Source organism: Pedobacter sp. GW460-11-11-14-TSB4, from assembly GCF_059423705.1.
In genome coordinates, this window is sequence record NZ_JBWKYI010000004.1 from 151,261 (window position 1) to 176,258 (window position 24,998).

Below are 24,998 nucleotides of genomic sequence, written 5' to 3' on the forward strand. Positions count from 1 at the left end.
CGGGCCAAATTTAAATATTAGATTGACATTGACACTTAAACAAACAAGAATTATACAAATATTACGTAGCCTATCCTGATGACCTTAGCAAATTGGTTTACCCTTAAAAAATATTAAGCGCCAATACAAAAAGAGGAATTAAACATACCGGTCAATTGCGGGCGCTTTAACCACCTCATAACTATCTGATTGCTGAAAGCTCCGCACATTAAAAACAAGAGCTGATTCTCTTTGGGCCAATGCGTGGATACCTAGTGTAAAACGTTGTTGAAACCGTTTTAGACAAACTTCTTTAGGGCAAATTATTTCATAACGGTCTATATCTTCCACAATCACATCCAGTACATAATTGGGCCACTGTTTTTTAATCAGATTCGGCAACCAGCTAAACTGCTGCATACTAATCAGTTTCCCCATTCCTTCAATTGCTGCTGGAGGAATATCTCCTCCTACAATCTGGATCCAGCTGCCTTCAACTTCATCAATAATACCCAACACTTTACATCCAGACAGCACCAACCATGGATCTTCCATGCCGGCCCGCATTAACTGATAGGATACGTCTTCTAAAAATTCATGTTTAAAAAGGTATGTAAGTTCGATCATAAGCTATTTCATTTTTTATCGGCAGATTATTAAGTCATAATCCCTGTATCAATGTTACCAGTCAAACGTTTTATGGAGATCGGTTTACCGAAATAACATTTAAAGCAAGAATCTACCGTTAATATCATCATGGCGTACATAAATGGTTGCTGCTCATCATCAACAGTTACACCACTGTAGTACATAGGTAAATTAATATAGGCTGTACAAATGTTATCAATGTAAGCCTCAATTCCTATACTTTAGGTACAAAAAGGGTAAAAGTACGGTACGGTCGGGCATATCAATAAGGCATTTTATATGATAACATAACATTTAGGCACCTATACCATCAGGTTCAGTAACGCTTTCTTCATTGATTTAGAAAAATTTAATAAACAAAGCAAGCATATTGAGATGAAGCCTGTGTTAAGACAATAACAATAATCGATGTGCAGTTCGAGATTTCTGCACATCGAATGTAGTGTGAAGCCGGCTAAATGGGTTTGATTTAACTGAACAAGCCTGCAAAAATTTTATTCGAATGTAATTTTGCCTGATGATCGTAAATATGTGAGGTACTCATGATCTCGTTTACACCGTATTTCGATACAAAAGCTTCTAAATTTTCGGTGATCGTTTTAGCACTGCCGATAAATGAATAATACAACATTTGTTCTACCGCTTCTTTTTCCAACTGGTCCCAATACACATTAATATCATCGACTGCAGGTTTCAACAATTCTCTTTTACCTGTAATAACACCTAAAAACATACGTTTTACAGAGCTTGATAAACGTTCTGCTTCTTCATCAGTATCGGCAGCGACCACATTTACACAGGCCATTACATAGGGTTCCTGTAAAAATACAGATGGCTTAAAGTTATTTCGATAAATGGAAATGGCCTGTTCGAAATAGGCCGGGGCAAAATGACTGGCAAAAGCATACGGAAGTCCTTTTTCTGCTGCCAAGCGTGCACTATCGGTACTCGAGCCCAGCACCCAGATCGGAATATCCAATCCTTCACCAGGAATGGCCCTTACACTCGCACGATTATTATCTGAAGAAAACAATTGCTGTAATTTATCTATATCTCTGGGGAAACTATGAACAGCACTAAAATTTTCACCACGGATGGCCACCGCCGTAACCTGATCGGTTCCAGGTGCCCTGCCTAAACCCAAATCGATTCGATTGGGGTAAAGAGATGCCAATGTTCCAAATTGTTCGGCCACAATTAATGGCGCATGATTGGGCAGCATAATACCCCCCGAACCTACACGAATACGGTTTGTACCACCGGCAACATAACCAATAAGCACCGCCGTTGCCGAGCTGGCAACACCAGCCATGTTATGGTGTTCGGCAAACCAGTAACGTGTATAACCCAAATCTTCAGACTGCCTGGCTAAATCGAGGCTTGTTTTAAAGGTATCTGCTGCAGTAAAACCGTCTAAAACGGTTGCAAGATCGAGAACGGAATAAGGTACGTTTTTTAATAAGTGATCAGCCATAAATTAAAGGGATAAAAATCTATGCTGCAAAAATATCTTTAATAAAACCAAGTCATGTTTATCTGGATATATATGACGTTTAACCAACACTAATCAATACACTGATGATAACCATTGAAGATTCTAAAGAATGAGAGCGCTAATTAGATGGTCGGGACTACACAGTTGTAGGAGTATGTATATTCTTGTAACAAAAAGAACGAACCTGCGCTCTTAGCTTAATTAAACTTATAATTCGGTAAGCCAAACCATTAATGGTGACGTGTATTTTATAGGTATTCCAGAATATTTTTATGGATTGTAGCTATTGCCTGCATCTTGTAAACTTAATTGACACATTTTTGCGTTAAATTAGTAAATAAGAAAAAGACTTAAAATTAATCCGTACAGATAGTTCCCTTTTCGGTACGAAAAGGCGTAATTTCGTTATAAGAGAAACAGATTTTTTGAAGATGATTAAGTGCATAGCCATAGACGACCAGTTTAGTTCCTTAGCGGGGCTACAAAAATATATTGAGGATACTCCAAACATGCGGCTCGTCCAGCAGTATACTGATCCAATTACGGCTTTAAGAGAGCTGGCCAACTCAGAAACGGTTGATGTAATTTTTATGGATGTGGAAATGCCCCAGATTTCTGGCCTGGAACTGGCCAAGGCCATCCGGTTTAGAACCAGAAAGCTCATTTTTACTACTTCGCACCAGGAATACGCTTTTGATGCTTTTGAAGCTGCAGGAGATGCTTATTTGCTTAAACCCTATAGCTATGCCAAATTTGCCACCACCATTACCCGGCTTTTTGGACAGGAAATGACAGGTGGAGCCAACGAAGATTATTTTCTGGTTAAAAACAAAGAAGAGGAACACCGTGCGGTGATGGTTAAATATGAAGATATTATTGCTTTTGAGAGTTTTCATAATTACATTAAAATACATACCGTAGAAAAAGTAATTATTGCTTACTTAAGCTTAAAAGATGTTCGGGAGCAGCTGAGTATTAAAAAAGATTTTATACAATTACACCGCGGTTATATTGTTGCCATTGATAAGATTTTGTATGTAGATGGCAACCGGATTACCCTGAATAACCACATTAGCTTTACCGTAGGCGATATTTATTATAATGAATTTAAAAATTTTATTGCTGAAAAGCTAATCATCAGTAGCCGTAAAAAATAACGGCTACTGATGAAACATTCAACAATTTTAAATGATACCTGTATTTGTAACAAATGTCGTAGTGGTAGGTTCGGAGGTGGTGGTGGTTTCACCTAACTTTCCACTATATTTTTTTTTAAATACAAAAAGTGTTCTTTTGGCTAATTTTTGAGTTTTCATAATCGTTTTTTTTCGAAAACTAGCGGCGACAACACCTTATAACTTTAACTGTTACACAAATAGTAAATAAGTCTTTATGAATAGGTTAAAATGGAGCAACAGTATGTTGCAAAACTGGTTGTATACATACCGGATACACATAATTGCATGGTCGGTATTTATCATCTGGGAAACCGTTATGGTTGTTTATTTTATTGGTATGTTAGGCACATTTGGAAACTATGCTATTCATTATACCATTAATATTACCTTATTTTACACCTATGCTTTACTGATGGAAAAAGCAACAACATTTCCTAATGAAGCAGTATGGAAAGTCCCCTTAGTGGTTATGCTCACCATCCTGACTTATTTGGGTATAGTTACCGGTGTTGATATTCTGCTAAATACTTATACTAACATTTTACCTGGAAAATTACCAAGTCTTAAGATCAGGGTAACCAAGGTACTTTACAGAGGTTCGTTCTTTCTTCTTTTTTCTACAGGTTATTATTTCTTAAAGCGGTTCATTAAAGAAAAAGCAGAGAAATCCCGTATTGAAAAACAGCGTTTTCAAATGCTTATTGATAAGGAAAAAATGGATAAGGAGCTGGCCATGTCTAAGAATGCTTTTATGAAAGCACAGATTAATCCCCATCTGCTTTTTAATACATTTGAGTTTGTACACCAGAAACTAAGCACCTACTCGCCTGAAGATGCCAAAGTGATGCTTTATCTTTCTGATATGATGCGTTTTGCCGCCAACACTCAGCATAATGAGGGCTTCGTATATCTTAGTGAGGAAATTTCGCAATGTGAAAACCTGATTGGTTTGCACCGCATTACCCAGGGTGCCATTTATATTGAACTGGCCAGCGGACCTGATCTTGGTGAAATCAAATTAATTCCACTTGTTTTGCTTACGATTTTGGAAAATATGTTTAAACATGGAAACCTTAATGATATAGAAAATAAGGCCACAATAGATGTTTATACCTTTGATGGCAAACTACATATCGAAAGCCGCAATTTACCCCGCTTAGTAAAAAGTAAGGTAGGCTTTGGCTCTGGAATGGATAATATCCGTAACCGGCTAAAATATGCTTACCATCAAAATGCCGAAATGACCGCTGGCATTGACGAAGAAGGTTTTTATACTTTAAGCATCAGTATTTCATTAAATGCGTTAACAATAGAATCTGAAGATAAAAAAACCGAACAAACGATCCATGTTTAACATTTAAATTTAGCTGAAATAAGAAAAACTTCCCTTAAACACATCTTCAACTCCGACGAAAAATATTATCGCTTTCTTTTATTTAATGTAACAGAATTATTACTATATTAAACCATCTTAATTGACGTTTTGATATTTAGATAATTCTTCGTTAATGAATTAAGTATAAATCTTAACCAAACAGATTAAAAAATGAGAAAGGGTACGATATGCTATGTAAATCAAAATAGTGGACATGGTATTATTAAAGATGAAAATGAGCAGAAAATTCAATTCTTTCTAATGGAACTTCAGGAAGAAATCAGGATCAATGATGAGATTTCTTTTGAAATCGAGCTTACCGCACGGGGACTTGCTGCAACAAAAATACATTTACTGAGTACGGTAGAATTAACGTCCTAAAATGTAGCAAACAGGGTGATCAGGAATTTATCTGTGATATTTTAAATACCGGATATTTAACATGATTTAAAATCCTCATTCAAGATTACCATTTCTCAATAGGTTGATAACCGGTTTTATCTTCCTTCCGGCTAAGTTTCTTTGTAAAATCCTCACCAAAATCGTGGTTATAAACTTTAAAGCTGATTTCCCATTCATCCTTTATCATTGGAGGTACAAATTTTTCAAACAGTTTTTCAAATGATCTGAAATTGACAAATGGTTTGCAAATGACCATATATTCAGAATCTGACTTCACTATAATTTCCTCAACAAGCTTTGGCCATCGCAATTTAATCTCATTCGGTAATTTCTGATATTCCTGCTGATCAATAAACAGTCCTATATTTTGGATAAGTGCTTCAGATAAGGAACTGCCTAACAATGGTTTCCATTCCCCACTCTCTTTTGTCATCCTTCCCAATAGCTGATCATGATCAAGCACAGTCCATGGCTCAGCTCTCGAAAGCTGGATAAGCTGAAAATGCATAACATCGCCATTAGGCAGATTAAAGAAAAAGTCGAGTTCGATCATCAATTATGAGGTGATACCGGATAATACTAAATCAAAAGTATTGAACTATTTGTAAAGCGCAAAAAACATAGCGATGAAAGGTTTAATTAGTATTTCTATTCCTCAATTTTAAATTATTGAACCGAACAATTTGATGTGTTCCTTAAGCATTAAATAACTGTTAAATAAAAAATTGATTTTTGTCATCAAAAAAATTCCAAAAACATGTTAAAACCGTAATATTAAACATACAAAAAGTTTAATATTAGCAATTATTAAAATATCTTTGCTGCATGAAAAGTGCCAAATCAACCACGCTATTGTTCCTTTTAATTACTTCATTTTCTTGTTTATCTGTTGGTGTTCTTGCTCAAAACAAACAAACCAAAGAAGCTGATATTTTCGAGAACACAGCCCATCTGAATGGCAACGATATGATTGAGCGATTAGCTGCCCAACGCAGTGCATTTAACAAAAACCGTTCGAAAAATAGCCTTCCAAAGGCTGAATATATCATTAATAGGACCAACCTAACCCTCATCAGCTTTAACGGCTTAGATTATTTCGTAAAAAACAATAGGGTAATAGGCATACAAGGACTAACTCTTTCGGACGAAGTATTAAACCAAATTACAGACAAACTGGTGCTTTTAGACAGCATCCAGTTTAATTACAGTGAGCGGTCGAATACGGAGCATTTTAATCCAAACATTGATTTTCAAAAGATCAGGAATATCGACCGTCAGTTTTTAATTACGCTTAAAATGTTATCGAGCACGGTGAGGGACATTGCTGCACTTGCAAAAAATGAAAATCCATCTTTAACGGTTGAGACCAACATTGCAAAAATGCGCTTACCAAATATTGATCAGGCCGCAGAAAAATCAAGTATGCAAACGCTGGTATCCTTATCAAAATAAAGGCATAATATTTCTTATTTCAGTTGGTACAGGACAATAATTAATCTGTCTTCTTTTCCGCATACACTTCGGCAATCTGGGCAGAAAGATATTTAAAAGCAACTGGCATTTCGGTAGCTGCATTTTTGATGCTTCCTTCTATAAAGATGAACCCTTTGTAATTTATTTTGTGCAGGGCTCTTAAATAGGGTTTAAAATCGTCACCCATCACACCAGGCAATGATCTGTTTTGTTTTTCGGCCACCTCACAAAATGCAACCAATGCGCCAGCTGCAATAATTTCATCTGGCGATTCCCCTTCACGCATCATGTGAAATATATCCGCATTTAGCCTGAAATTTGGATGATCAATCTCCCTTACAATTTCTGCTGCAGACTTTAACGAGGTGATGAAGTTGGTTTCGGTGGTTTCGAGATTCTCTAACGCAATGGTCACCTTATATTTTCCGGCAATTTGCCCCAGTTTTTTGCCCAAACGAATAAAATCTGATTTTGCCTTAACGATATTATAATCTGCCGGAATACTCCTTGCACCCGAGCTACCCAAAACAATAAACTTGATTCCCGCTTGCTGCGCTCTGGAAAGAACCGTTTCGGTATATGCTAAAACCTTTGCTTCATCTTCATCTGGCCCAGCTATTTTTATACTCGCCGGGTAAAAAAGATTGCAGGTTAACACTTTACATTTTGCAGCTTTAATCTTTTTCAAATTGTCACGAAACTGATCATCTGTTAAAACAGGCGAAAGCATCTTTGGAACCGATTCGCCAATCATTTTAAAACCCGAAACGTAAGCTAAACTATCCTGTGTTAAACCAGATACAATACCTAAACGCGGGTAGGACTGTTTATCGGAAATAAAACCACAAAAACCGATGCAGATCAGGCAGGTAAAAAAAGCTAAATAAGTAGTTTTCGTATTTCTCATATTATTCTTCAAATCATTTGGTTAAAAAAATGAAATCTTAAAATTCCCCGCTCCTATAGGTTTAAAGATAATATAAAATCTGGTTATTAGATTTTACATGAACAGAAATAGAAATTTTGAGGAAAACCGAATAAACAGAAGGCCCCTATTGATCGAATACAATAATGACCTCAGCCATTCGGCAGTTTTTAAATCCAGTTCGTCGACAATTAAGCTGTGTTGGTATAATAGCGGCATTTCTGCTGCAACGTTTTTGGGGTACAGGCGTCTTATCTACAAAACAATCACAAAATATTATTTAAAAATATAAACAACAGCATTATGAAAACCTCAATCAAAACCCTGACAAAATCGCTTTTAGCAGCTATCGTTTTAAGTTCTTCTATTTTCTCTACAAGCGTAATGGCCGATGAGAAACAACCAAGTAAAGTTTCTGCGCCTAAAAACGTCAATCAAGTAATTGTAAGCGGAAATGTAGAAGTTACCTTAATTCAAAGAGAGAAAGAAGGCATTAGCTACAATGATGACAATACAGGCAAAGTGAAAGTAACACAAGATGGCTACGCATTAAAAATCAGTTCAGAAGATAAAGAAGTGGCGAAGATTACGCTTTATGTGAATAATATTTATAGGGTTAAGGCATCTGACCACGCGGTGGTAAAAACCCAAGGCAAACTGGATGTTAAATATCTTCAGGTATTTTTAAAAGGAAATGCAGTTGCCGAAATCAATTCAGATACAGAAAGTTTATATACCGTAATCGAAAACAATGCCGATCTAAAATTGAGTGGTGCTACTGATAAACATACTTTGGTGATGGGTAAAACACCAAAACTAAACCTGGATAGATTTGCTGCTCTAACAACGGAAATGAGTAACCCGGATACAAACACCTTGCAAACGGTTGCCCTGGCGAAATAACCGCACAAAAAGACAAAAAAAAAGCGACAGTGATGTCGCTTTTTTTTGCTGGAAGAAATTCCCCCTTTTATTTAAAATCAGGTACAGGGAATACATATCCACCAAATAAAATATACGACCATAACAAGGTCCAGAAGATGTTGAATATTTGCGCGGTAACGAATGTAAATGCGGGCTTACCACCTTGAAGTTTGACCAGTGAGGAAAATTTAGCTTCCATACCAATTGAAATAAATGCGATTGCAAACCACACGGTGCGTAAACCGTTTAAGGTTGGTGCAACACTTTTTGCAGTGGCCGGAGATAACAAAAAAGAAAATACCAAAGATGCCGCCACGAAACCCAATACAAATTTCGGGAATCGTTCCCATACAATTTTCAATCCCGGGCGTTCTGCTTTAATGACTACGCCATCTTCACCCTTAGGTTTTTTATAGGCCCACCAAATTGCAATAAAAAAAGCAGCAACACCAATAAAAACATTTTGCGAAAACTTGGCAATCACACCTGCTTTAACAGCTATTGGTCCAACCAAATCGCCTGCAGCCGTTACCGTTGCCGTTGTGTCTAAGGTTCCTCCCAGCCATGCGCCACCAATTACCTCAGGAATATGAAAATACTTTACTGCCCAGGGTAAAATAATCATCATCGGGATCGCCATGATCAATACCAGCGTGGTTACATAAGACAACTTACGTTTATCACCATTAATAGCGCCAGCGGCAACAATTGCAGCAGAAACGCCACAAATAGACACTGCTGAAGCCAATATCACACCAAATTCATCATCAACTTTTAATTTACGGCTTAACCACATGGAAAAAAACCAGACTACGGTAACGACAATAATTGCCTGTATTATACCCGGTAAACCTGCCTTAATCAAATCGGCTGATAAAATAGTGGTGCCCAATATCACCAAACCTGTTTTAATATAAAACTCCGATCGTACAGCTTCTTTTAACCAGGACGGCAACTTAATCAGGTTACCCAATGCAATACCGATAAGCAATGCAAATACCACATATTCTAATCCGAAATACGATACACTTTTATTACCGCCGATAATAAAGGAAACGATCGCTAAAAAATAAATGAGTGCAAAACCACCAGCAAACCGCGCAACATTGCCCCCTGATAAACCTATCGCTATCGAAGCTAAGGCCATAAAAACGACACCCGTTTCAACAATCAACAATAAGTTAGATGCGGATAATATTTTACCCAAAAGATCCTCACTGTTTGCCCATTTAAATGCAGGCAAACTGATAACAGTACCATTGCTGGTTAAATAAAGTACAGTGGCAATAATAATTGTTCCCAATATAACGGCCCACCAATCTTCGGTAAGCGCTTGTAAAAATGTTTTCTTGTCTGGGCTTATCCCAGCATCGGTTAGGGCTCTAGTAGTATCGGCTGCGTTGTTTCGATTCGACATAGTTGATTAATTTATGATGTTAATTTGATTTCAATGCTAAAAATAATGACGGATATAGCTCCATTTTACTGTAAACGATGCCCAATATCGAACTAAAGTAAATATTCAGGAGGATTTTATCCGTAACAAATATTTGACGTGGTGAATGTTTATCCCTTTAGCTAAGTTTATACCTAAAGCGTAGGGCGTATTGTTTTTAATTAAAAAAGTCGCCAAATATATGGCGACCTCAAAAAATAATTCTGTTTATGAATGGTAATTAGATCTGATGTTATACCATTGGGTCAGACTCACGCTCAAGCCCTTTTTGTTTTTTCTTTCCGATACTTTGTACCATTTCACATTGCTGTGGATTTTTTTCGAATGGAGGGCTAACCATAAAAAGTGTCGCCATTAAGGTTGCCAATCCAACAAGTAAACTGTTGGTCGTGTTATTTTGATGATTTTCCATGATATGGTGATTAAAAAATTGCGGATACATTAACTGCAGAAATTAGCCCTGTTGTTTGATGCTGAACCATACCAATTACTTCCCATTGTTCGGCACCGCTACTCTTAGGAATATTCAGCGCTGCAGTTCCTGATTTTGTATTCTTTAGCGATAGGGTTAAGGTTTTCCGTACGATCTGAACATGAGATAATTTAAGTCCTGCATTTTCCCCACGTTGTACGTGAGTACTTCCGTTTTTTTGTACGAGTGCAAAAACAAGGTCGTCGCCAGCCTGGGTACCTTTCGCCTCGTAATTTATTTTCAATACTTCCCCATCTCTTCTGGTACCGAAGGCTAAACTGGCTGTATGTTGTTGATTCAAAAGCTGTTTGTTAATGGCATTTCTCACATCACTTTCATTAGATCCAATAAATTCCTGAGCGCCGTTAATCACCAATTGAGGCGTATAAACCTGTGCATTTAACCAGGCACTATATTTTTTTTGCCTTTTTGTATTTTCAGGACTAGCAAAAACGTCTTTCCAGCCTAGGTTATCAAAATAATCGACATGATATCCAAGCACGTACACCGCTTTTCCTTTCGATTCTTTTTCTATTTGGGCCAGTAAATCTTCTGCTGGCGGGCAGCTTGAGCATCCTTCAGAAGTAAATAACTCCAGAACGGCAAAACCTTTTCCATTAACAGGCTGTTCCGCTTTTTTTTCACGGGCTGATCCTACCCAAATAAATGCACTGAGCGCTATTATCCCTACAATAACCACATTTACGATCGCTATTCTTTTTAGTGTTTTCATAATTTCTATTCTTTTTTTATCAAAAATAAGCGCGTAGCATCGCTGAAATGAGCTGGAAATAGCTGAACCGGACAAATTAATGGAAGAGCTGGACAGGGAACAGATAAACAAGACAAAGGCGCAGCAGCCTGAAATTAAAAAGGCTTGAAAACAGATACCTGCTTCAAGCCTTTTCAACACCGTATCAGGGATATGGTATCCTCACCTATCTTCCATCCACGAAAGAAAAGCAGGTGTTTTTTCCTTGTTAATCAATAATTTATCAGGGGTTTCAATCACCAGTTTTACAAATAACTTTCTTAAGAAATAATGTTCAATTTCTTTAATGGCTTTAAAATTTACCAGATATTGGCGGTTAACCCGGAAGAACTGTTTAGAAGATATCAGTGCTGTAATCTGATCAAGCGATTGACTTAGGGCAAACTCCTGCTTATCGAAACACATAATGGTTGAAGCATCATTTCTGATGTAAAAGAAAGCAATGTTTTCGGTTTGAACAGTGGTATATTTCTGGTTTTTAAACACTAAAAAGCTCTCTTTTCCAGCCGGACTATTCAATTTGGTTAATAAATTGCTTAAATCGGGGATTACCTTCTGCTGAAAAAAATTCTGAAGGCCATCTACTTTTTGAAAGGCTTCCTGAATATCTGTTTTAGAAAATGGTTTTAACACATAATCTACGCCGTTTCGTTTAAAAGCCTCCAGGGAATATTCATCAAAGGCGGTACAGAACACAACGGGACAATTAACTTTAACCTGTTTAAATATTTCAAAACATAATCCATCTGCCAATTGAATATCCATAAATATCAAATCGGGTTGCGGCTGTTCTGTCAATGCTTTTACCGATCCCTCAATACTCTGGTACTGCCCTATTATTTTAACATCGGGCCTCAGGCTCAGGATTATATTTTCGAGTGATTTAGCTGTTTTCAGCTCATCCTCAATGATGATGATGTTCATGAATTAATGGGAGTTTAATTTTAAAAATCTGGCCATCATTACTAATCTCAATTGGTTTTTCGAGAAGATGCTGGTAGCGTAGTGTGATATTTTTTAGCCCCACCCCTAATGAGTTGTTACCGGCTATTTTTAAACGGATAGGATTTTCCAAAACAATTTGCCCATCGATAGCGTACAAACTGATCTGCAAAGGTTTATCCAATGAAACAACATTATGTTTAATACAGTTTTCGATTAACAGCTGCAGCGTAAAAGGAGGAATTAAGGTCTGTAATACTGCTTCATTTAAAGTAGAGGTAAAGATGAAACCACCATCAAACCGTGCTTTTTGTAAAAACAGATAAGCATTCAGTATTTCCATTTCTTCCGACACGTGAATCAGGTCTAATTTACGGCTCTCGAGGGTATAGCGATAAAAATTAGACAGTTTGAGGATAAAATCAACCGCCTCTTCATCGCCAATTTCTACCATGGCTTTTAGGGTATTGAGGCTATTAAAAAGAAAGTGTGGATTAACCTGCTGCTTTAGCAATTCATACTGCGCACCCAAACTGTCACTTTTAATTTTCTCCAGTTCCATGTTCACCTGCTGATTTTCGTAATTTTGCTGTAACAGATGGAGGAACATATAAAAAATTAAATTGATCAATATCCCCCTTACCTCCACCATCAACATCACCGGACCGAAATTAATGTGCGAAAGAATCAATTGCTGAATCCATGCCAGGCAAAGCATCACCCCAATACCAATTAAAAGACTTTTAAATAACCTGGAGTAGGAAATGCCTTGTTTGCCCGGCCGGCTGCGCTTTCGCGACAGCATATAAATATTCAAATACCACATCAACAAGGCAAATACCGAAGTAATGCCCGCATTTACCGCAGCTTCGGCGGCATTAAAATGATGCTCTGCTATTTGAGGAACAGAAGATAAAAGTCCAAGAAAAATGGAACTTACCCAGATAATAACAGGCGAAATCTTTAAAGGGCTTTTAGTCATGTTCGTTTTTAGCCAGGCCAATTAAGGTGGGTTGGGATAATCAAAAATAATAATTTATTACACTTAAATTTAAAGAATATGACGACTTCGTTTTAAGCTAAGCCACATCATTCTCTTCATTTTTCACCTAAAGTAACCACCCCAATCTTATAGTTAAACCATTTCGAACCTGAACCAGACAGATTCGGTATTGAAATAGACAATATCAGGTTTAGATTAACAGAAAAGCTATTTTTTTATTTTAACAATTTTGTTAAACAAAAATATTAAAATATTTATATTTGCAAACGAATTGTTTAGCATTCAATAATAAAAGACATGAGTTTAATCATCAGATCGCTTAGTTATACCCATCCTGATGGAGAAAAGCTTTTCCACGAATTAAATTTAACGCTTGGCAAAGGTGAAAAGGCAGCCCTGGTTGGGCTTAATGGCATGGGAAAATCGACCTTGCTACAGCTTATGGCAGGCACCATTTTGCCTACGTCCGGAGAAATTATGCTTTCTGAAAGTTGCTGGTACGTGCCTCAACATCTTGGACAATACGATCATCTATCTATTGCTGAGGCTTTAAAAATAGATGTAAAGTTAAATGCAATGCAAGCCATCCTTAACGGAAGTATCGATCCGGTTTACTTTACTGATCTGGATGATGACTGGGAAATTGAAGAAAAAGCAGAAATGGCCCTGACGAAATGGGGCCTTGGACATTTTAGTGCTCATCAATTCATGGGAAGTTTAAGCGGTGGCCAAAAAACAAAAGTATTTCTTGCCGGTATTGAAATTCATCAACCCAGGATTATTCTTCTTGATGAACCCACTAACCACCTGGATACAAACAGCCGCAAGATGTTATATGATTTGGTTACACAACATCAGGCAACAATTTTGACCGTTAGCCATGACATAACGCTATTAAATCTCCTTCACAAAACTTTCGCCCTTAGCCAAACAGGAATAGAGGTTTTTGGTGGCAATTTCGACTTTTATCTGGAGCAAAGACAAGAAAAAGTTAATGCTCTGCAAGCCAAACTCGAAGAACAAACCAAAACGTTGAAACAGAGCCAGCAAAAGGCCCGCGATATGGCTGAGCAACGTCAAAAAAAGGAGGCAAAAGGCAAAAGTGCGGGACAAAGCAATTCGTTACCCCGTATTGTTGCGGGCAGACTTAAAAGTAAAGCAGAGCAAAGTACAGCTAAGGTATTGGATGCTCATCACGAGAAAATATCTGGCCTCGCTGAGCATATCAGGGAAACCCGATCGCAAATACAGCAATACCAGGCACTGCACATTAATATAGCGGCTTCTCATCTTCATCATGGTAAGATTCTGATTGATGCGAATAACGTTAACTATGGTTATCATGGCAACACTTTATGGGAAGCGCTAAGCTTTCAGGTAAGATCCGGAGACCGTTTGCATATTGAGGGCGATAATGGTGCAGGAAAAACCACCTTGCTTAAGATGATTACAGGAGCCATAGAACCTACAGAAGGTCAATACATGAGCCCGGATTTTTCATATCTTTATCTCGATCAGGATTATACCATGATAAAGCCCGACCTCAGTCTTTACGAACAGGTGCAAAAATATAATCATGATGGATTACAGGAACATGAACTAAAATCGTTGCTTATTTATTCACAATTTAGTCAGGAGATGTTTGATAGAAAATGCATAGGATTAAGTGGCGGTGAAAAAATGAAACTGGCTTTATGTTGCCTGGCAATAAGTAAACAAGCGCCTGATATGCTTATCCTCGATGAACCCACTAACAACCTCGATGTTCAGAGTTTGGAGATCTTAACTTCAGCCGTAAAAAACTTTACAGGTACGTTATTGGTTATTTCGCATGATCAGCATTTTATAAAAGAAATTGGCGTAACCAGCCAGATCAGTCTCACTAAAAACAGCCTTCATCTATAAAAAATGCCACTTAAAAATACAGGTACAGAACAACTGATAAAAGACACTGCTAAAAAGATTTTGTTTGCCGAAGGCAAGCTTCATGCGACCACGCAGGAAATAGCTGATGCCGCTGGTGTAAACAGAACGGCGCTTCACTATTATTTTCGTTCCCGAGACCTGTTAATTGCAGCTGTATTTCAGGAAACCATGCAGGGACTAAGCAAACGCCTTAACGAAAGTATGGAATCTGAAAAACCTTTTAAGCAGAAAGTTGAACACCTGATAACGGTTTTTTTAGAAGACATGATCGCTTTCCCCTATCAGGAAACATTTTTGGTAACTGAAATTAATACTTTGGGTAAAGAACTTATGGGCAATATCCAAACAAATCCGGTTAAGCAATTTTTAAAAGAAGTACAGCAGGAAATGGAAAAGGGTACGATCGTAAAAACCGATCCTGCACATTTTTTAATGAATCTTTTTTCGCTCCTTTCCTATCCATTGATGATGGCCCCATTATACCAGCAATTGTTCCAAATTACCGTTCAGGATTTTAATGCATTAATGTTAGCGCGCAAGAAAGTAATTATGCAGCTGATTTTTGGTTTATAATATTGACTGAGCGATTTTAAGTAGATGATAGCGCTCAGAATATCGTTATGTCCAACTCGATTGGGAATCACTTAGTGTTCAATAATCATCATACAATACGCTTTAAGATTCCAGCATGCGCGGGAAAGACGACCGCCTTATTGGAATCTTTCAATGATAGCCTGTCGAAGGACAATGTTTTCACGCCCATACTTAACCTTTAACTTCATAACCTTAGCTGAGCCGATTACTCCTGTCCTGCTCAGGCTCAACAATGTATAAGTCAAAACCTAATTTGTCTATTTCATCCCGAAACGGCTAATCACCTCCTGCTAATCGCATTAATTTTGACATACCAAAGCAGGTAAAACCTTAATTGTCAACAAATTTTAGCACGATGGAAAATCAAAATAATTACAGCCGCAGGCGCTTTTTAAGTGTAGCCGCACTAACTGTTGCCGTTGCAGAACTTGGAGGATTAAACCTTTTAAATGCGCAGGAAAATGTAAAGAAGACATCCGGCAACCCTACATCGCACAGCAATGCATCTTTCGATGCCATAAAGCAGATTCAGGCCGGCGTATTAAACATGGCTTATGCAGAAAGCGGACCAGCAGATGGTGAACCCGTTATACTGTTACACGGATGGCCTTATACCATTCATAGTTATGCAGATGTAGCAGCTTTGCTTTCTGCTAAAGGCTACCGGGTAATTGTTCCACACCTTCGCGGCCATGGCAATACACAGTTTCTTTCGGCTAAAACGCCAAGAAATGGACAACAATCGGCCATTGCAGCAGATATTATTGCCTTCATGGATGCCCTAAAAATAGATAAAGCCATAATTGGTGGCTTTGATTGGGGCGCAAGAACGGCCAATATTATGGCTGCATTATGGCCTGAGCGTTGTAAAGCAATGGTTTCGGTAAGCGGATACCTTATTGGAAGCCAGGAGGTAAACCAAAAACCATTGTCGCCCAAAGCAGAATTATCATGGTGGTATCAATTCTATTTTGCAACCGAACGCGGCCGTTTAGGCTATGAAGCTAACCGAAAAGATTTCGCCAAACTGATCTGGCAAAGCGCTTCTCCGGAATGGAAATTTACCGATGCCATTTTCGAAAAATCAGCAGTTGAACTCGATAATCCAGATCATGTTGCCATTGTCATCCATAATTACCGGTGGAGATTGGGGCTTGCAGAAGGGGAAGCACAATATGATAAATACGAAAAAATACTAGCCACATTTCCAGTTATAACCGTTCCGACCATTACGCTCGAAGGTGATGCCAATGGTGCCCCACATGGTAATCCTGCTAATTATGCAGCTAAGTTTACGGGCAAATATGCACACCACAATCTCGATGGCGGCATTGGACATAATCTTCCTCAGGAAGCACCCCAGGCATTCGCAGACGCCATTATACAGGCAGCTATGATGGCCTGATAAAAACTAATCATCTTAAAAATTCAAATATTCACAATAAAATTTCAAAAAAATGGAAAATCAAAATGCAATTGAATCGACAAATACTTTAAATGTAGTTATCAACAAAGTACTTTATACCGGAAAAGTTCATGTAAGCGGTGGCCGTGAGGGCTTTGCCAAAAGTAGCGATGGTTTGCTTGATACCGCATTGTCATCTCCTGGCAGTGCAGGAAAAGGAACAAATCCTGAGCAGTTATTTGCTGCAGGCTGGGCTGCATGTTTTATTGGCGCAATGAAACATAATGCACCTCAACTTAAAATTGCCCTTCCAGCAGATGCGGCAATTGATGCAGAAGTTGATCTGGCTTTGGCCGACAGCGGCTTTAGCCTTCAGGCAAGATTAAATGTAATTTTACCCGGACTTACTTACGAAGAAGCCAAAACAGTAGTTGAAGCTGCGCACCAAACCTGTCCATACTCTAAAGCTACCCGTGGCAATATCAATGTACAGATCAATGTAGCGATATAACCTACAAAATAAAGCAGAAAAGCACCATGGATTTAAATCCACGGTGCTTTTTTAATTTATAAATTTAATGCTCTTGCTATACAGGTAAAGCGGTTTCGCGTTTTGCCTGCGTAATTACAAGCGAGCTGTTAAGTGTACCTATATTATCCAAACGACCAAACTTATTAATTAAAAAATCGTTATAAGCGATCATATTTCTTGCCACAACCTTTAGCATAAAATCAAACCCTCCTGTAGTATGGTAACATTCCAGTACTTCATCGAGTTTACTTACCTCCTGCTGAAATAACCTGAAGGTATTAACAGAATGGTTGGTAAGCTGAACCTGCAAATAGGATATCATGCAGTTCTCAAATTTATTCGGATCGATTAATGCCACTACCGAAGAAATGAATCCTAAACGTTCTAAGCGTTTTACACGTTCCTGAATGGGCGATTTTGACAAATGCAGCATCGCAGCCAGTTCCTTATAGGTTAGCCTTGCATCTTTTTGTAATAGTGTTAAAATATCTCTGTCTGTTTGGTCAGGGGTGTATAATTCCATTATAGTGGTTAGTCTATTTATCTCTTTTCTAGGCTTAGTTTATAATGAATATCCAAATATATAAATACTCTCTGTTAAACCCTTAAGCGGAGCACAAAAAAAGAACAAAATTTTGGCAAAAAGTATAATTAAAACTACCAACAGAATTAAATTCCGCAAAAAGTTATTCAACAGGACATTTTCCGTATTTACCAGCCACCTTCGTTTTAATTGTCAATGCGACAGATATTTGTTTAACGAATGAAACAACTGCGAGAAGCAGTGCGTTGATTTAGTTTAGTTAATGATACCAAGAGCGCCAGCGCGATGCCGGCGCTTTTGCTTTTTAGATATACTACCATTATCCGGTGAAATCTGTGATAAAAACCTCCCAAATCGAATAATCTTTAAGCGCTGGTCTTCCATTTCCAATCTTCTTACAGCAAGATAAAATTCATCATGCTGAAAAATCCGCATCATTTTTTTTGGAATATTCAATTTTTAGTATTTACTTTGAAATACAAAGCACTTTACAAAACATAGAAATATGAAGCAATTTATTCATAAGGCTTATCATAACTTGCAAATCACCATTATAAATCAGAAATGATGAATACCGAACAGCAAAAATTAAGGTTACATTCAAAAACATACGTCAGCATCATCATTATTGGACTGGCCATCAGCGGATTAACTGCATTTCCGTTAGAAACCGAAATGGCTTATCTGGTTAAGTATATTGAAATTTTACCGGTGAGTCTTCAAACCTGGCTTGGAGCCGTTTATCAAGCCCTTAAAGCGACCAATCTGCAGTATCCTTTTTTAAGTTATGGCACCGATTGGCTGGCATTTGCCCATATCATGCTGGCCATACTTTTTATCGGGCCATTAAAAGATCCTGTAAAAAACAAATGGGTAATCGACTTTGGTATGATCTGCTGTATCGCGATTATTCCATTGGCATTAATTGCCGGAAACATCCGTCAGATCCCTCTATTTTGGCAATTGATAGACTGTTCTTTTGGTATTTTCGGAATTGTCCCGTTAATATTATGCCGCATTAATATTAAAAAAATTGAAATATTAGCAGAACATTACGGATTATGGACTTTGTAGACAAACATTCTATCGTAAGGAAAATATGGGGTAATACAGATGTTATTCTTTTTATTTTCGCCGGTGCTGCAGCAGAATTTAGCCTGAATAAAGCTGTTGATTGGTTGTATTTTACGGGAAAACTGCCTAAAGATCCGTTGGGAAGATTATTTTCGACAGTAGCCTATGCTCAAAAAATCGTATTTTCTTCTGTAACCGAAGCAACTGCTGCAATAGATCAGATTACCAAAATCCATCAGCATGTTGAAGCCGGAAGAAACGCTAAAATTCCGGATTGGGCCTATAGAGATGTTCTTTTTATGCTGATTAGCTATTCCATCAGCGCTTTTGAAGTGCTGGAAAGAAAACTCACCTTAATAGAAAAAGAAGAAATATTTTCTACTTTCTATAAAGTTGGGCACCGCATGGAAATAAACGGACTTCCGAGTAATTTTGCAGCGTGGCAAATGATGCATGAGCAACAGCTACAGGAGAATTTAATTCACAGTTGCTTTTCGCATGATCTTTATGATCAGTATAAAAAACACCTTGGTTTTCTAAGATATTCATTAATGCGAAAAATACAAGCACTGATCGTTCCATTAAAAGTGAATGAATTACTTAAGCTCGGAAATGGAAAAGCAATTACACCAGTGCTTACTTTATACAAAATAAGCCGGAAACTGAAGGTAAATAAACCTTTAAGAAACCTGATTCTACCAGCAGCATACAAGGCACAGATTTTGGGCCTTGAAGCTGTTGAATAGCAAAAAGAAGTTGTATACGTCAATATAATTTTGTCATCCTGAGCCTGTCGAAGGACCTGTTATTACGCTTTGAGGGGTTTCGACAGGCTCAACATGACAGCATTTGAGGTGAAATCGTCATTATGATACAACTTCTTATTTATTTTCTATTTCCAGTCAAATGGGAGTACCCAATTGGCCGGATCCATTAATTTCTGTCTGGTAAGGCTGGCATTAGGATTACCTGCTTTTAAGAGTTTTTGATAAATGCGATCTGCTAAAAAAGCCGGGTTGTTCTGCCTGCGGGCAATCCGAACCAGATCTGGCCAGCGGTTACCTTCAAAAGCGAGTTCCAGTGCAGCCTCATCGATTAATTTACCTTCCAAGCCAACCATATCCGTCTGGTAACTGACATCAATTGCGGTTACTACTGCCCTGCCCCTAATGCCACAGTTACGGTACCAGGTACCTGAAACATCGTTATTTTTTCTGGCATCGAAATAATAAGGCGAGCTTTGCGGATAAGGCGTAATCATGGTATTTAACTCCGCTACCGAAACAGGTGCCTGTGCCCCAGCGGTAAATGTACCTACATAATAAGTATTTCTGATTCCTGTGTTTAACAATGCCCAGCCTAATTTGGTTTGTCCGTCTCTGTTGGCCGCCTCCGAAAAACGAAGATGCAACAAAGGTGCCCTGTAAATGCCCCATTTCCCGCCGTTATCAGTAAGTTTGGTAATTTCATCACCCATGGCAGAAGCATTGAACGATAATTTGCTTCTTGGATCGAAGGGAACACCACCGTAGGTCATCTGGCTATTCCAAAGGTCTTTTATGGCTTGTGATGGCTTAATCTGATAGCTTTTAAGCGGCGAACATAAGTCAATCATCGGATTTACAGGTTTAAATGCCGTATTGTAAGGCATAGACCAAAACCATTCTGAACTCCACGCACTTGATGTGGTTGGTAAGCCAAAAATAGCCCTCCAGCCTGCATCTAAACTATTGATTAAACTGGTCGGATCTTGTCCGCTTCTGCTAAATAAGATGGCTAAATTGGCATAAGCCGGATCTCCGGAGTTATTGATCTTATAAAAATTAAACCTAAAGTTATCATTCCCGTTATTGTTTTCGGCATTCATCAGCTTCGCATAATTTTCTGCTGCCTTGATGTAATTTCCTTTCCACAAATAAAGATCACCTAATAAAAAGGCTTTTGAAGCAAATAACTTTTGAGTACTGTTAGCATCAATGGTAACCAGCAGCGATGTTCCTGTTGGGTAAGCATAAGCTTCCTTATAAGGCAGGCTTTCGTTAAAGGCAATTAATTTATCCAATAGCTGGTCGAATGGTGTTTTCGGGTAATTGGCCAGGTTTTTTAAATCATCTACCGTTTCGATCGCATCGGTAATATAAGGTATGCTACCGTACTGGATACCTAAATGCAGATAAATCCAGCTTCTTAATGTAGCAATATCAGAGTAACGTTTGTTGTAATCGTCCACACTCATCCGACGATCATCAACCATCATTTTAAAGTTTTTGAGCACATCGTTACAATTCACAATTACCTGATAATATGGTCTTGGGTCAACATATTGATTGTTTTTTGTTTCGGTATGTGCTGATAGCTCCTGCAGATCGGTACTTGATTTCGAAGTAACATCCATTAAATCACCCCGGAGCTCGTTCTGAAGGATGTAGAGTTTTTCCAGTCCCAAAAACTGGCCATAAATACCTATAACCGCAGCATCTGCATCAGATACCGTTTTAAATGCATTTACACTATCCAGTTTATCTTCTGTTGGTACATCGAGCATTTTTTTGCAAGACCAGGAACCTGCCGATAAAATACCCAATAACAAAAGGGATGCAATTTTTTTATTTAAGTTCATTTTCATGAGTATATCTTTCTTAATTATAATCCAACTCTAACACCTAGCTGAAAAGACCTGAACTGTGGCTCAAGCGTGGTATCTACGCCCTGACTAAATAAACTTCCGGAGTTGCTAAATTCTGGATCATAGCCTAAATAATTGGTTACGGTAAACAAGTTATTAGCCGTAGCATAAATTTTTGCGTACTTAATGGCTTTCAGTTTTAAAGGCACATTATAGGTTACATTAACCGTTCTCAAACGTAAATAAGAACCATCTTCTATCCAGCGATCAGAAAAACGGGCATTCCCAACCGGATCGCCATAAGTCGCTTTGGGTATTGTTGTAATTTGTCCATCACCTTTCCACCTGTTGTTGATATTTGGAGTCTGGTTGTAATAAGTACTTCCGGATTCTAACTGTGACCTGGTATAATTATAAACATCATTACCACTAACAAAAGTGATCAAGGCATCTAAACTCCAGTTTTTGTAAGTGAAGGTATTATTCAAACTTCCGAACAAACCTGGATTTGGGTTACCAATAACGGCGCGGTCGGCATCATCAATGATCTTATCGCCATTACTATCGACAAACCTAACATCGCCACCGGTAAAAGGCACCAGCGCTCCTGAACTGTTGCGGCTAGATAAACCCGAGGCCGCAGCCTCTGCATTGGTTGCATATACGCCATTGGTTTTGTAACCATAAAACTGATTGGCCGACTGACCAACCTGACTGATATAAGCACCACCTGCATAACTGGTTATAACTGAATTTCCATCCGGCAAACTGGTCATTTTATTGCTCGATGTACCAATGGTTAAACCCGCATCCCATTTTAATTTTTCATTCAGAATCCGGCCGTTCAGGGCTAAGTCTAAACCATTTGTTTGCATGCCGCCATTATTGCTGATAAACGAAGCTGTACCGGTAACCACACTCAGCAATTGATAGCTTAACATATTTTTGGTGCTGTTTCGCCAATAATCTAAACTGATGTTTAAGCGTTCACTAAAAAAGGAACCATCTATACCCGCATTAAACTTGCGTACGGTTTCCCATTGCAGGTTCGGATTGGCGAAATTGCCGGTTACAATCCCCCTAATGCCCAATACATTCTGAGAAGTATAATATTTTCTGGCGGTATAATTCCCCACATCATCATTTCCAACTAAACCGTAACTCATTCTTAATTTCAAAAGGTCAACACGGTGTAAATTGCGCATAAATTGCTCCGAAGAGATCACCCAGGCAGCACCAATGGCGGGCAAAACAGCATAACGGCTTCCATTAATCCGAAAACCATCGTCGAAGTTTAAGAAACCCTGACCGGCCTTTGCGCCAAAACGTGAAGAACCATCAACAGCCATCGAAAAGTTAACCAGGTATTTATCAGCGTAACTATAATTGGCAGACAGGTAATTGTTCAGCGTACGCCATTTCCCAATATCACCACCAAATGTTCTAAAAGCGGCATTACTGTTCCCAATGCTAATTAATTCGTCTGTTGCAGAGTTAAAACCTAAAGCATAATCCTGCTCACTTTCGCTCTGTGAGTAACGCGTACCTACAATTGCATGTAACTTGCTGTATAAACCGAAAGACTGATCGTAAGTTAAACGTAGATCGTTAAACACATTAAAAAACCTTCCTACCTGTGTACCTAAACGGCTATCGCCCACATAATTGGAAAGTGTATCGTTGGTTACCCCTTTTCTTGGAATAAACAGTGTTTCCTGTGTTTTATCGTAAGTTACCCCACTTAGGTTAGATAATTTAAAGTTTTTGTTGAAAGTAAAATCGAAATTAATGTTACCATAAAACCGATAAGCCTTTTTCAAATTTTGTCCTTTTTCGATCAAGGCTCTTGGATTACTCACTTGTAAAGTATCGTAATCGGCTAAATTAGGTGAAACGGCTCCGGCCGAATTTACTTCATTTCTGGCCATAAAAGGCGATTTAACCAAAGCTAAAAACAGCGGATTGGTTACCGGAGCAATGCCCTGGTCTTTTAAACGCTGCTCGGTATAAGTAAATGATAAACTGGTGCTTCCCTGCAATTTTTTAGTCAGGTTTAAATCGCTGTTAAAGCGCGTGCTGTATTTTAAGTTATCGGTACTATCAATCACGCCCCTGTCTCTGGCATAAGCAGCAGAAAGTGCGTACTTGGCAATATTATCACCCCCGGTAACCTTTAAAAAATAATTCTGATCGAAACTGCTTTTTAATACTTCATTCTGCCAATTGGTTTCGTTGTGGTATTTAAAATAATCGGTATTCGCCGGGCTATCGTTCATATATGGTTTTGCGGCGATAGCACTATTGCTCAATCCCTGACTTTTTAAGATATCTGAAAGGTATAACCTATAATCAGCAGCCCCCATTACAGGCAGGTTTTTAGGTTTGAAATTAAAACCAGCATATCCGGAGAAATCGATATTCGTGGCCAGATCGTGAGCACGGTTGGTGGTTATTAATACCACTCCATTTGCCGCTTTCACCCCATAAGTTGCTGCCGAAGCTGCATCTTTAATTATACTGATGTTTTCAATATCCCTAACATCGATAAACTGGAGCGGGTTATTAACATGACCTTTAATTAGCGAAGTACCATAGTTATTGGCGTCGAAAATCATTCCATCCACCACATATAAAGGCTGATTGGTGGCGTACAAAGAGTTAAACCCTCTGATGAGCACATCGGCACCTACCCCAGGTGTTCCTGAACGCCTGGTCACTTTAACACCTGCTGCCCTGCCCTGAATGTAACTCATTACACTTTCAGAATTGCTGGCCCAGTTGCCTTGCAAACTCACATTACTGATGGCAGGGATTGCCCTTGCCTGAGAAACCGTACCTAATGGGGTTAGCACCTCGTTGTAAACAGAGGTAAATGACAAAGGGTAAAGTTTGGTTCTAATTTCTTTGTCTTTGTAAACGGGTAGCACCTTGGTTTGGAAACCATTACCTGAAATAATAATACTGGCTTTATAATCGGGTACAACTACAGTAAACCTGCCTTTTTCATCAGTAATGGCGGCATTAAAACCAGTAACGGTAATATTGATACCCACTAAAGGTTTATTGGTATTTCCATCGAGCACAACTCCCCTTATTTTTTCGCCCTTAACGGCGCGGGCTTTTATTTTTACGGTAGTGGTATCTGTTTCGGTTTTCATCGAATCTACTTCCTGTGCCTGTGCCGCTAAGCCAAACACCAGTAAGCAAAGTAACATGCCCCAAACTTTTTTTATCGTTGTAAAATTATACATAG

26 protein-coding genes are annotated in these 24,998 nt (G+C 38.4%); 11 read left to right on the forward strand and 15 right to left on the reverse strand.

What is annotated here, in order from left to right; translation table 11 throughout:
* Positions 1 to 138 precede the first annotated feature (138 nt).
* The 3 genes from AC07YT_RS06210 to AC07YT_RS06220 all read right to left on the reverse strand — a co-directional run bounded on the left by AC07YT_RS06210 (position 139) and on the right by AC07YT_RS06220 (position 2,101).
* Positions 139 to 606 carry a hypothetical protein gene (locus AC07YT_RS06210; RefSeq protein WP_086545641.1) on the reverse strand — a complete coding sequence of 156 codons (468 nt, stop codon included), beginning with the start codon at positions 604 to 606 and terminating at the stop codon, positions 139 to 141.
* Between the two features lie 29 nt (positions 607 to 635).
* Positions 636 to 791 carry a hypothetical protein gene (locus tag AC07YT_RS06215; RefSeq protein ID WP_494945227.1) on the reverse strand — a complete coding sequence of 52 codons (156 nt, stop codon included), beginning with the start codon at positions 789 to 791 and terminating at the stop codon, positions 636 to 638.
* A 305-nt stretch (positions 792 to 1,096) separates the two neighbouring features.
* Positions 1,097 to 2,101 carry an LLM class flavin-dependent oxidoreductase gene (locus AC07YT_RS06220; protein WP_086545640.1) on the reverse strand — a complete coding sequence of 335 codons (1,005 nt, stop codon included), beginning with the start codon at positions 2,099 to 2,101 and terminating at the stop codon, positions 1,097 to 1,099.
* Between the two features lie 452 nt (positions 2,102 to 2,553).
* Between AC07YT_RS06220 and AC07YT_RS06225 the strand changes: the two genes are divergently transcribed.
* Positions 2,554 to 3,279, forward strand: coding sequence for a LytR/AlgR family response regulator transcription factor (locus AC07YT_RS06225; protein ID WP_086545639.1), 726 nt, complete (start codon positions 2,554 to 2,556; stop codon positions 3,277 to 3,279).
* Between the two features lie 27 nt (positions 3,280 to 3,306).
* Here the strand turns inward: AC07YT_RS06225 and AC07YT_RS06230 are convergent, their stop codons facing one another.
* Complete coding sequence (locus tag AC07YT_RS06230; RefSeq protein ID WP_494945228.1) at positions 3,307 to 3,438, reverse strand: hypothetical protein; 132 nt, start codon at positions 3,436 to 3,438, stop codon at positions 3,307 to 3,309.
* Between the two features lie 76 nt (positions 3,439 to 3,514).
* On the opposite strand from AC07YT_RS06230, the gene AC07YT_RS06235 reads away from it, so the two are divergent.
* Positions 3,515 to 4,654 (forward strand): sensor histidine kinase, encoded by a 1,140-nt coding sequence (locus tag AC07YT_RS06235; RefSeq protein ID WP_086545638.1) that lies wholly within the window; start codon positions 3,515 to 3,517, stop codon positions 4,652 to 4,654.
* 192 nt (positions 4,655 to 4,846) lie between these two features.
* Positions 4,847 to 5,056, forward strand: a complete 210-nt coding sequence (locus AC07YT_RS06240; RefSeq protein WP_086545637.1) for a cold shock domain-containing protein — start codon at positions 4,847 to 4,849, stop codon at positions 5,054 to 5,056.
* A gap of 85 nt (positions 5,057 to 5,141) precedes the next feature.
* Here AC07YT_RS06240 and AC07YT_RS06245 read toward each other — a convergent pair whose 3' ends face one another.
* A complete protein-coding gene (locus tag AC07YT_RS06245) occupies positions 5,142 to 5,630 on the reverse strand; it encodes a hypothetical protein (protein ID WP_086545636.1) in 489 nt (162 codons plus the stop codon).
* Between the two features lie 272 nt (positions 5,631 to 5,902).
* Between AC07YT_RS06245 and AC07YT_RS06250 the strand changes: the two genes are divergently transcribed.
* On the forward strand, positions 5,903 to 6,529 hold the full coding sequence (locus AC07YT_RS06250) for a hypothetical protein (protein WP_086545635.1): 627 nt from the start codon (positions 5,903 to 5,905) through the stop codon (positions 6,527 to 6,529).
* A gap of 40 nt (positions 6,530 to 6,569) precedes the next feature.
* Here AC07YT_RS06250 and AC07YT_RS06255 read toward each other — a convergent pair whose 3' ends face one another.
* Positions 6,570 to 7,457: a sugar phosphate isomerase/epimerase family protein gene (locus AC07YT_RS06255; protein WP_086545634.1), complete on the reverse strand. Its 888-nt coding sequence runs from the start codon at positions 7,455 to 7,457 to the stop codon at positions 6,570 to 6,572.
* Positions 7,458 to 7,778: 321 nt separating this feature from the next.
* Between AC07YT_RS06255 and AC07YT_RS06260 the strand changes: the two genes are divergently transcribed.
* Complete coding sequence (locus AC07YT_RS06260) at positions 7,779 to 8,378, forward strand: GIN domain-containing protein (protein WP_086545633.1); 600 nt, start codon at positions 7,779 to 7,781, stop codon at positions 8,376 to 8,378.
* A gap of 67 nt (positions 8,379 to 8,445) precedes the next feature.
* On the opposite strand, the gene AC07YT_RS06265 is transcribed toward AC07YT_RS06260, so the two are convergent.
* The 5 genes from AC07YT_RS06265 to AC07YT_RS06285 form a co-directional block, all read right to left on the reverse strand.
* A complete protein-coding gene (locus tag AC07YT_RS06265) occupies positions 8,446 to 9,816 on the reverse strand; it encodes a YeiH family protein (RefSeq protein WP_086545632.1) in 1,371 nt (456 codons plus the stop codon).
* A gap of 271 nt (positions 9,817 to 10,087) precedes the next feature.
* On the reverse strand, positions 10,088 to 10,267 hold the full coding sequence (locus tag AC07YT_RS06270; RefSeq protein ID WP_086545631.1) for a Rossmann-fold NAD(P)-binding domain-containing protein: 180 nt from the start codon (positions 10,265 to 10,267) through the stop codon (positions 10,088 to 10,090).
* A 10-nt stretch (positions 10,268 to 10,277) separates the two neighbouring features.
* Positions 10,278 to 11,060, reverse strand: coding sequence for a DUF1223 domain-containing protein (locus AC07YT_RS06275; RefSeq protein ID WP_086545630.1), 783 nt, complete (start codon positions 11,058 to 11,060; stop codon positions 10,278 to 10,280).
* Between the two features lie 201 nt (positions 11,061 to 11,261).
* Positions 11,262 to 12,023, reverse strand: a complete 762-nt coding sequence (locus tag AC07YT_RS06280; protein WP_086545629.1) for a LytR/AlgR family response regulator transcription factor — start codon at positions 12,021 to 12,023, stop codon at positions 11,262 to 11,264.
* On the reverse strand, positions 12,004 to 13,023 hold the full coding sequence (locus AC07YT_RS06285; RefSeq protein ID WP_086549277.1) for a sensor histidine kinase: 1,020 nt from the start codon (positions 13,021 to 13,023) through the stop codon (positions 12,004 to 12,006). Before AC07YT_RS06285 ends, AC07YT_RS06280 begins: the two co-directional genes overlap by 20 nt.
* A 318-nt stretch (positions 13,024 to 13,341) precedes the next feature.
* Between AC07YT_RS06285 and AC07YT_RS06290 the strand changes: the two genes are divergently transcribed.
* The 4 genes from AC07YT_RS06290 to AC07YT_RS06305 all read left to right on the forward strand — a co-directional run bounded on the left by AC07YT_RS06290 (position 13,342) and on the right by AC07YT_RS06305 (position 17,480).
* Positions 13,342 to 14,949 carry an ABC-F family ATP-binding cassette domain-containing protein gene (locus tag AC07YT_RS06290; protein WP_086545628.1) on the forward strand — a complete coding sequence of 536 codons (1,608 nt, stop codon included), beginning with the start codon at positions 13,342 to 13,344 and terminating at the stop codon, positions 14,947 to 14,949.
* A gap of 3 nt (positions 14,950 to 14,952) precedes the next feature.
* Positions 14,953 to 15,543 (forward strand): TetR/AcrR family transcriptional regulator, encoded by a 591-nt coding sequence (locus AC07YT_RS06295; RefSeq protein WP_086545627.1) that lies wholly within the window; start codon positions 14,953 to 14,955, stop codon positions 15,541 to 15,543.
* 376 nt (positions 15,544 to 15,919) lie between these two features.
* Entirely contained in the window at positions 15,920 to 16,969 is a 1,050-nt protein-coding gene (locus tag AC07YT_RS06300; RefSeq protein WP_086545626.1) for an alpha/beta fold hydrolase, read from the forward strand.
* Positions 16,970 to 17,021: 52 nt separating this feature from the next.
* On the forward strand, positions 17,022 to 17,480 hold the full coding sequence (locus tag AC07YT_RS06305; protein WP_086545625.1) for an organic hydroperoxide resistance protein: 459 nt from the start codon (positions 17,022 to 17,024) through the stop codon (positions 17,478 to 17,480).
* A gap of 76 nt (positions 17,481 to 17,556) precedes the next feature.
* On the opposite strand, the gene AC07YT_RS06310 is transcribed toward AC07YT_RS06305, so the two are convergent.
* Positions 17,557 to 18,024: an Lrp/AsnC family transcriptional regulator gene (locus AC07YT_RS06310; protein WP_086545624.1), complete on the reverse strand. Its 468-nt coding sequence runs from the start codon at positions 18,022 to 18,024 to the stop codon at positions 17,557 to 17,559.
* Positions 18,025 to 18,300: 276 nt separating this feature from the next.
* Positions 18,301 to 18,501, reverse strand: a complete 201-nt coding sequence (locus tag AC07YT_RS06315) for a hypothetical protein (protein WP_494945229.1) — start codon at positions 18,499 to 18,501, stop codon at positions 18,301 to 18,303.
* Positions 18,502 to 18,609: 108 nt separating this feature from the next.
* Here AC07YT_RS06315 and AC07YT_RS06320 point away from each other — a divergent pair, with 108 nt between their 5' ends.
* Both AC07YT_RS06320 and AC07YT_RS06325 read left to right on the forward strand, forming a co-directional pair.
* A complete protein-coding gene (locus AC07YT_RS06320; protein ID WP_086545622.1) occupies positions 18,610 to 19,119 on the forward strand; it encodes a hypothetical protein in 510 nt (169 codons plus the stop codon).
* Positions 19,107 to 19,865 (forward strand): oxygenase MpaB family protein, encoded by a 759-nt coding sequence (locus tag AC07YT_RS06325; RefSeq protein ID WP_494945230.1) that lies wholly within the window; start codon positions 19,107 to 19,109, stop codon positions 19,863 to 19,865. Before AC07YT_RS06320 ends, AC07YT_RS06325 begins: the two co-directional genes overlap by 13 nt.
* 146 nt (positions 19,866 to 20,011) lie before the next feature.
* On the opposite strand, the gene AC07YT_RS06330 is transcribed toward AC07YT_RS06325, so the two are convergent.
* Positions 20,012 to 21,745, reverse strand: a complete 1,734-nt coding sequence (locus tag AC07YT_RS06330) for a RagB/SusD family nutrient uptake outer membrane protein (RefSeq protein ID WP_145954213.1) — start codon at positions 21,743 to 21,745, stop codon at positions 20,012 to 20,014.
* 17 nt (positions 21,746 to 21,762) lie between these two features.
* Positions 21,763 to 24,996 (reverse strand): SusC/RagA family TonB-linked outer membrane protein, encoded by a 3,234-nt coding sequence (locus tag AC07YT_RS06335; protein ID WP_494945231.1) that lies wholly within the window; start codon positions 24,994 to 24,996, stop codon positions 21,763 to 21,765.
* Positions 24,997 to 24,998: the final 2 nt, after the last annotated feature.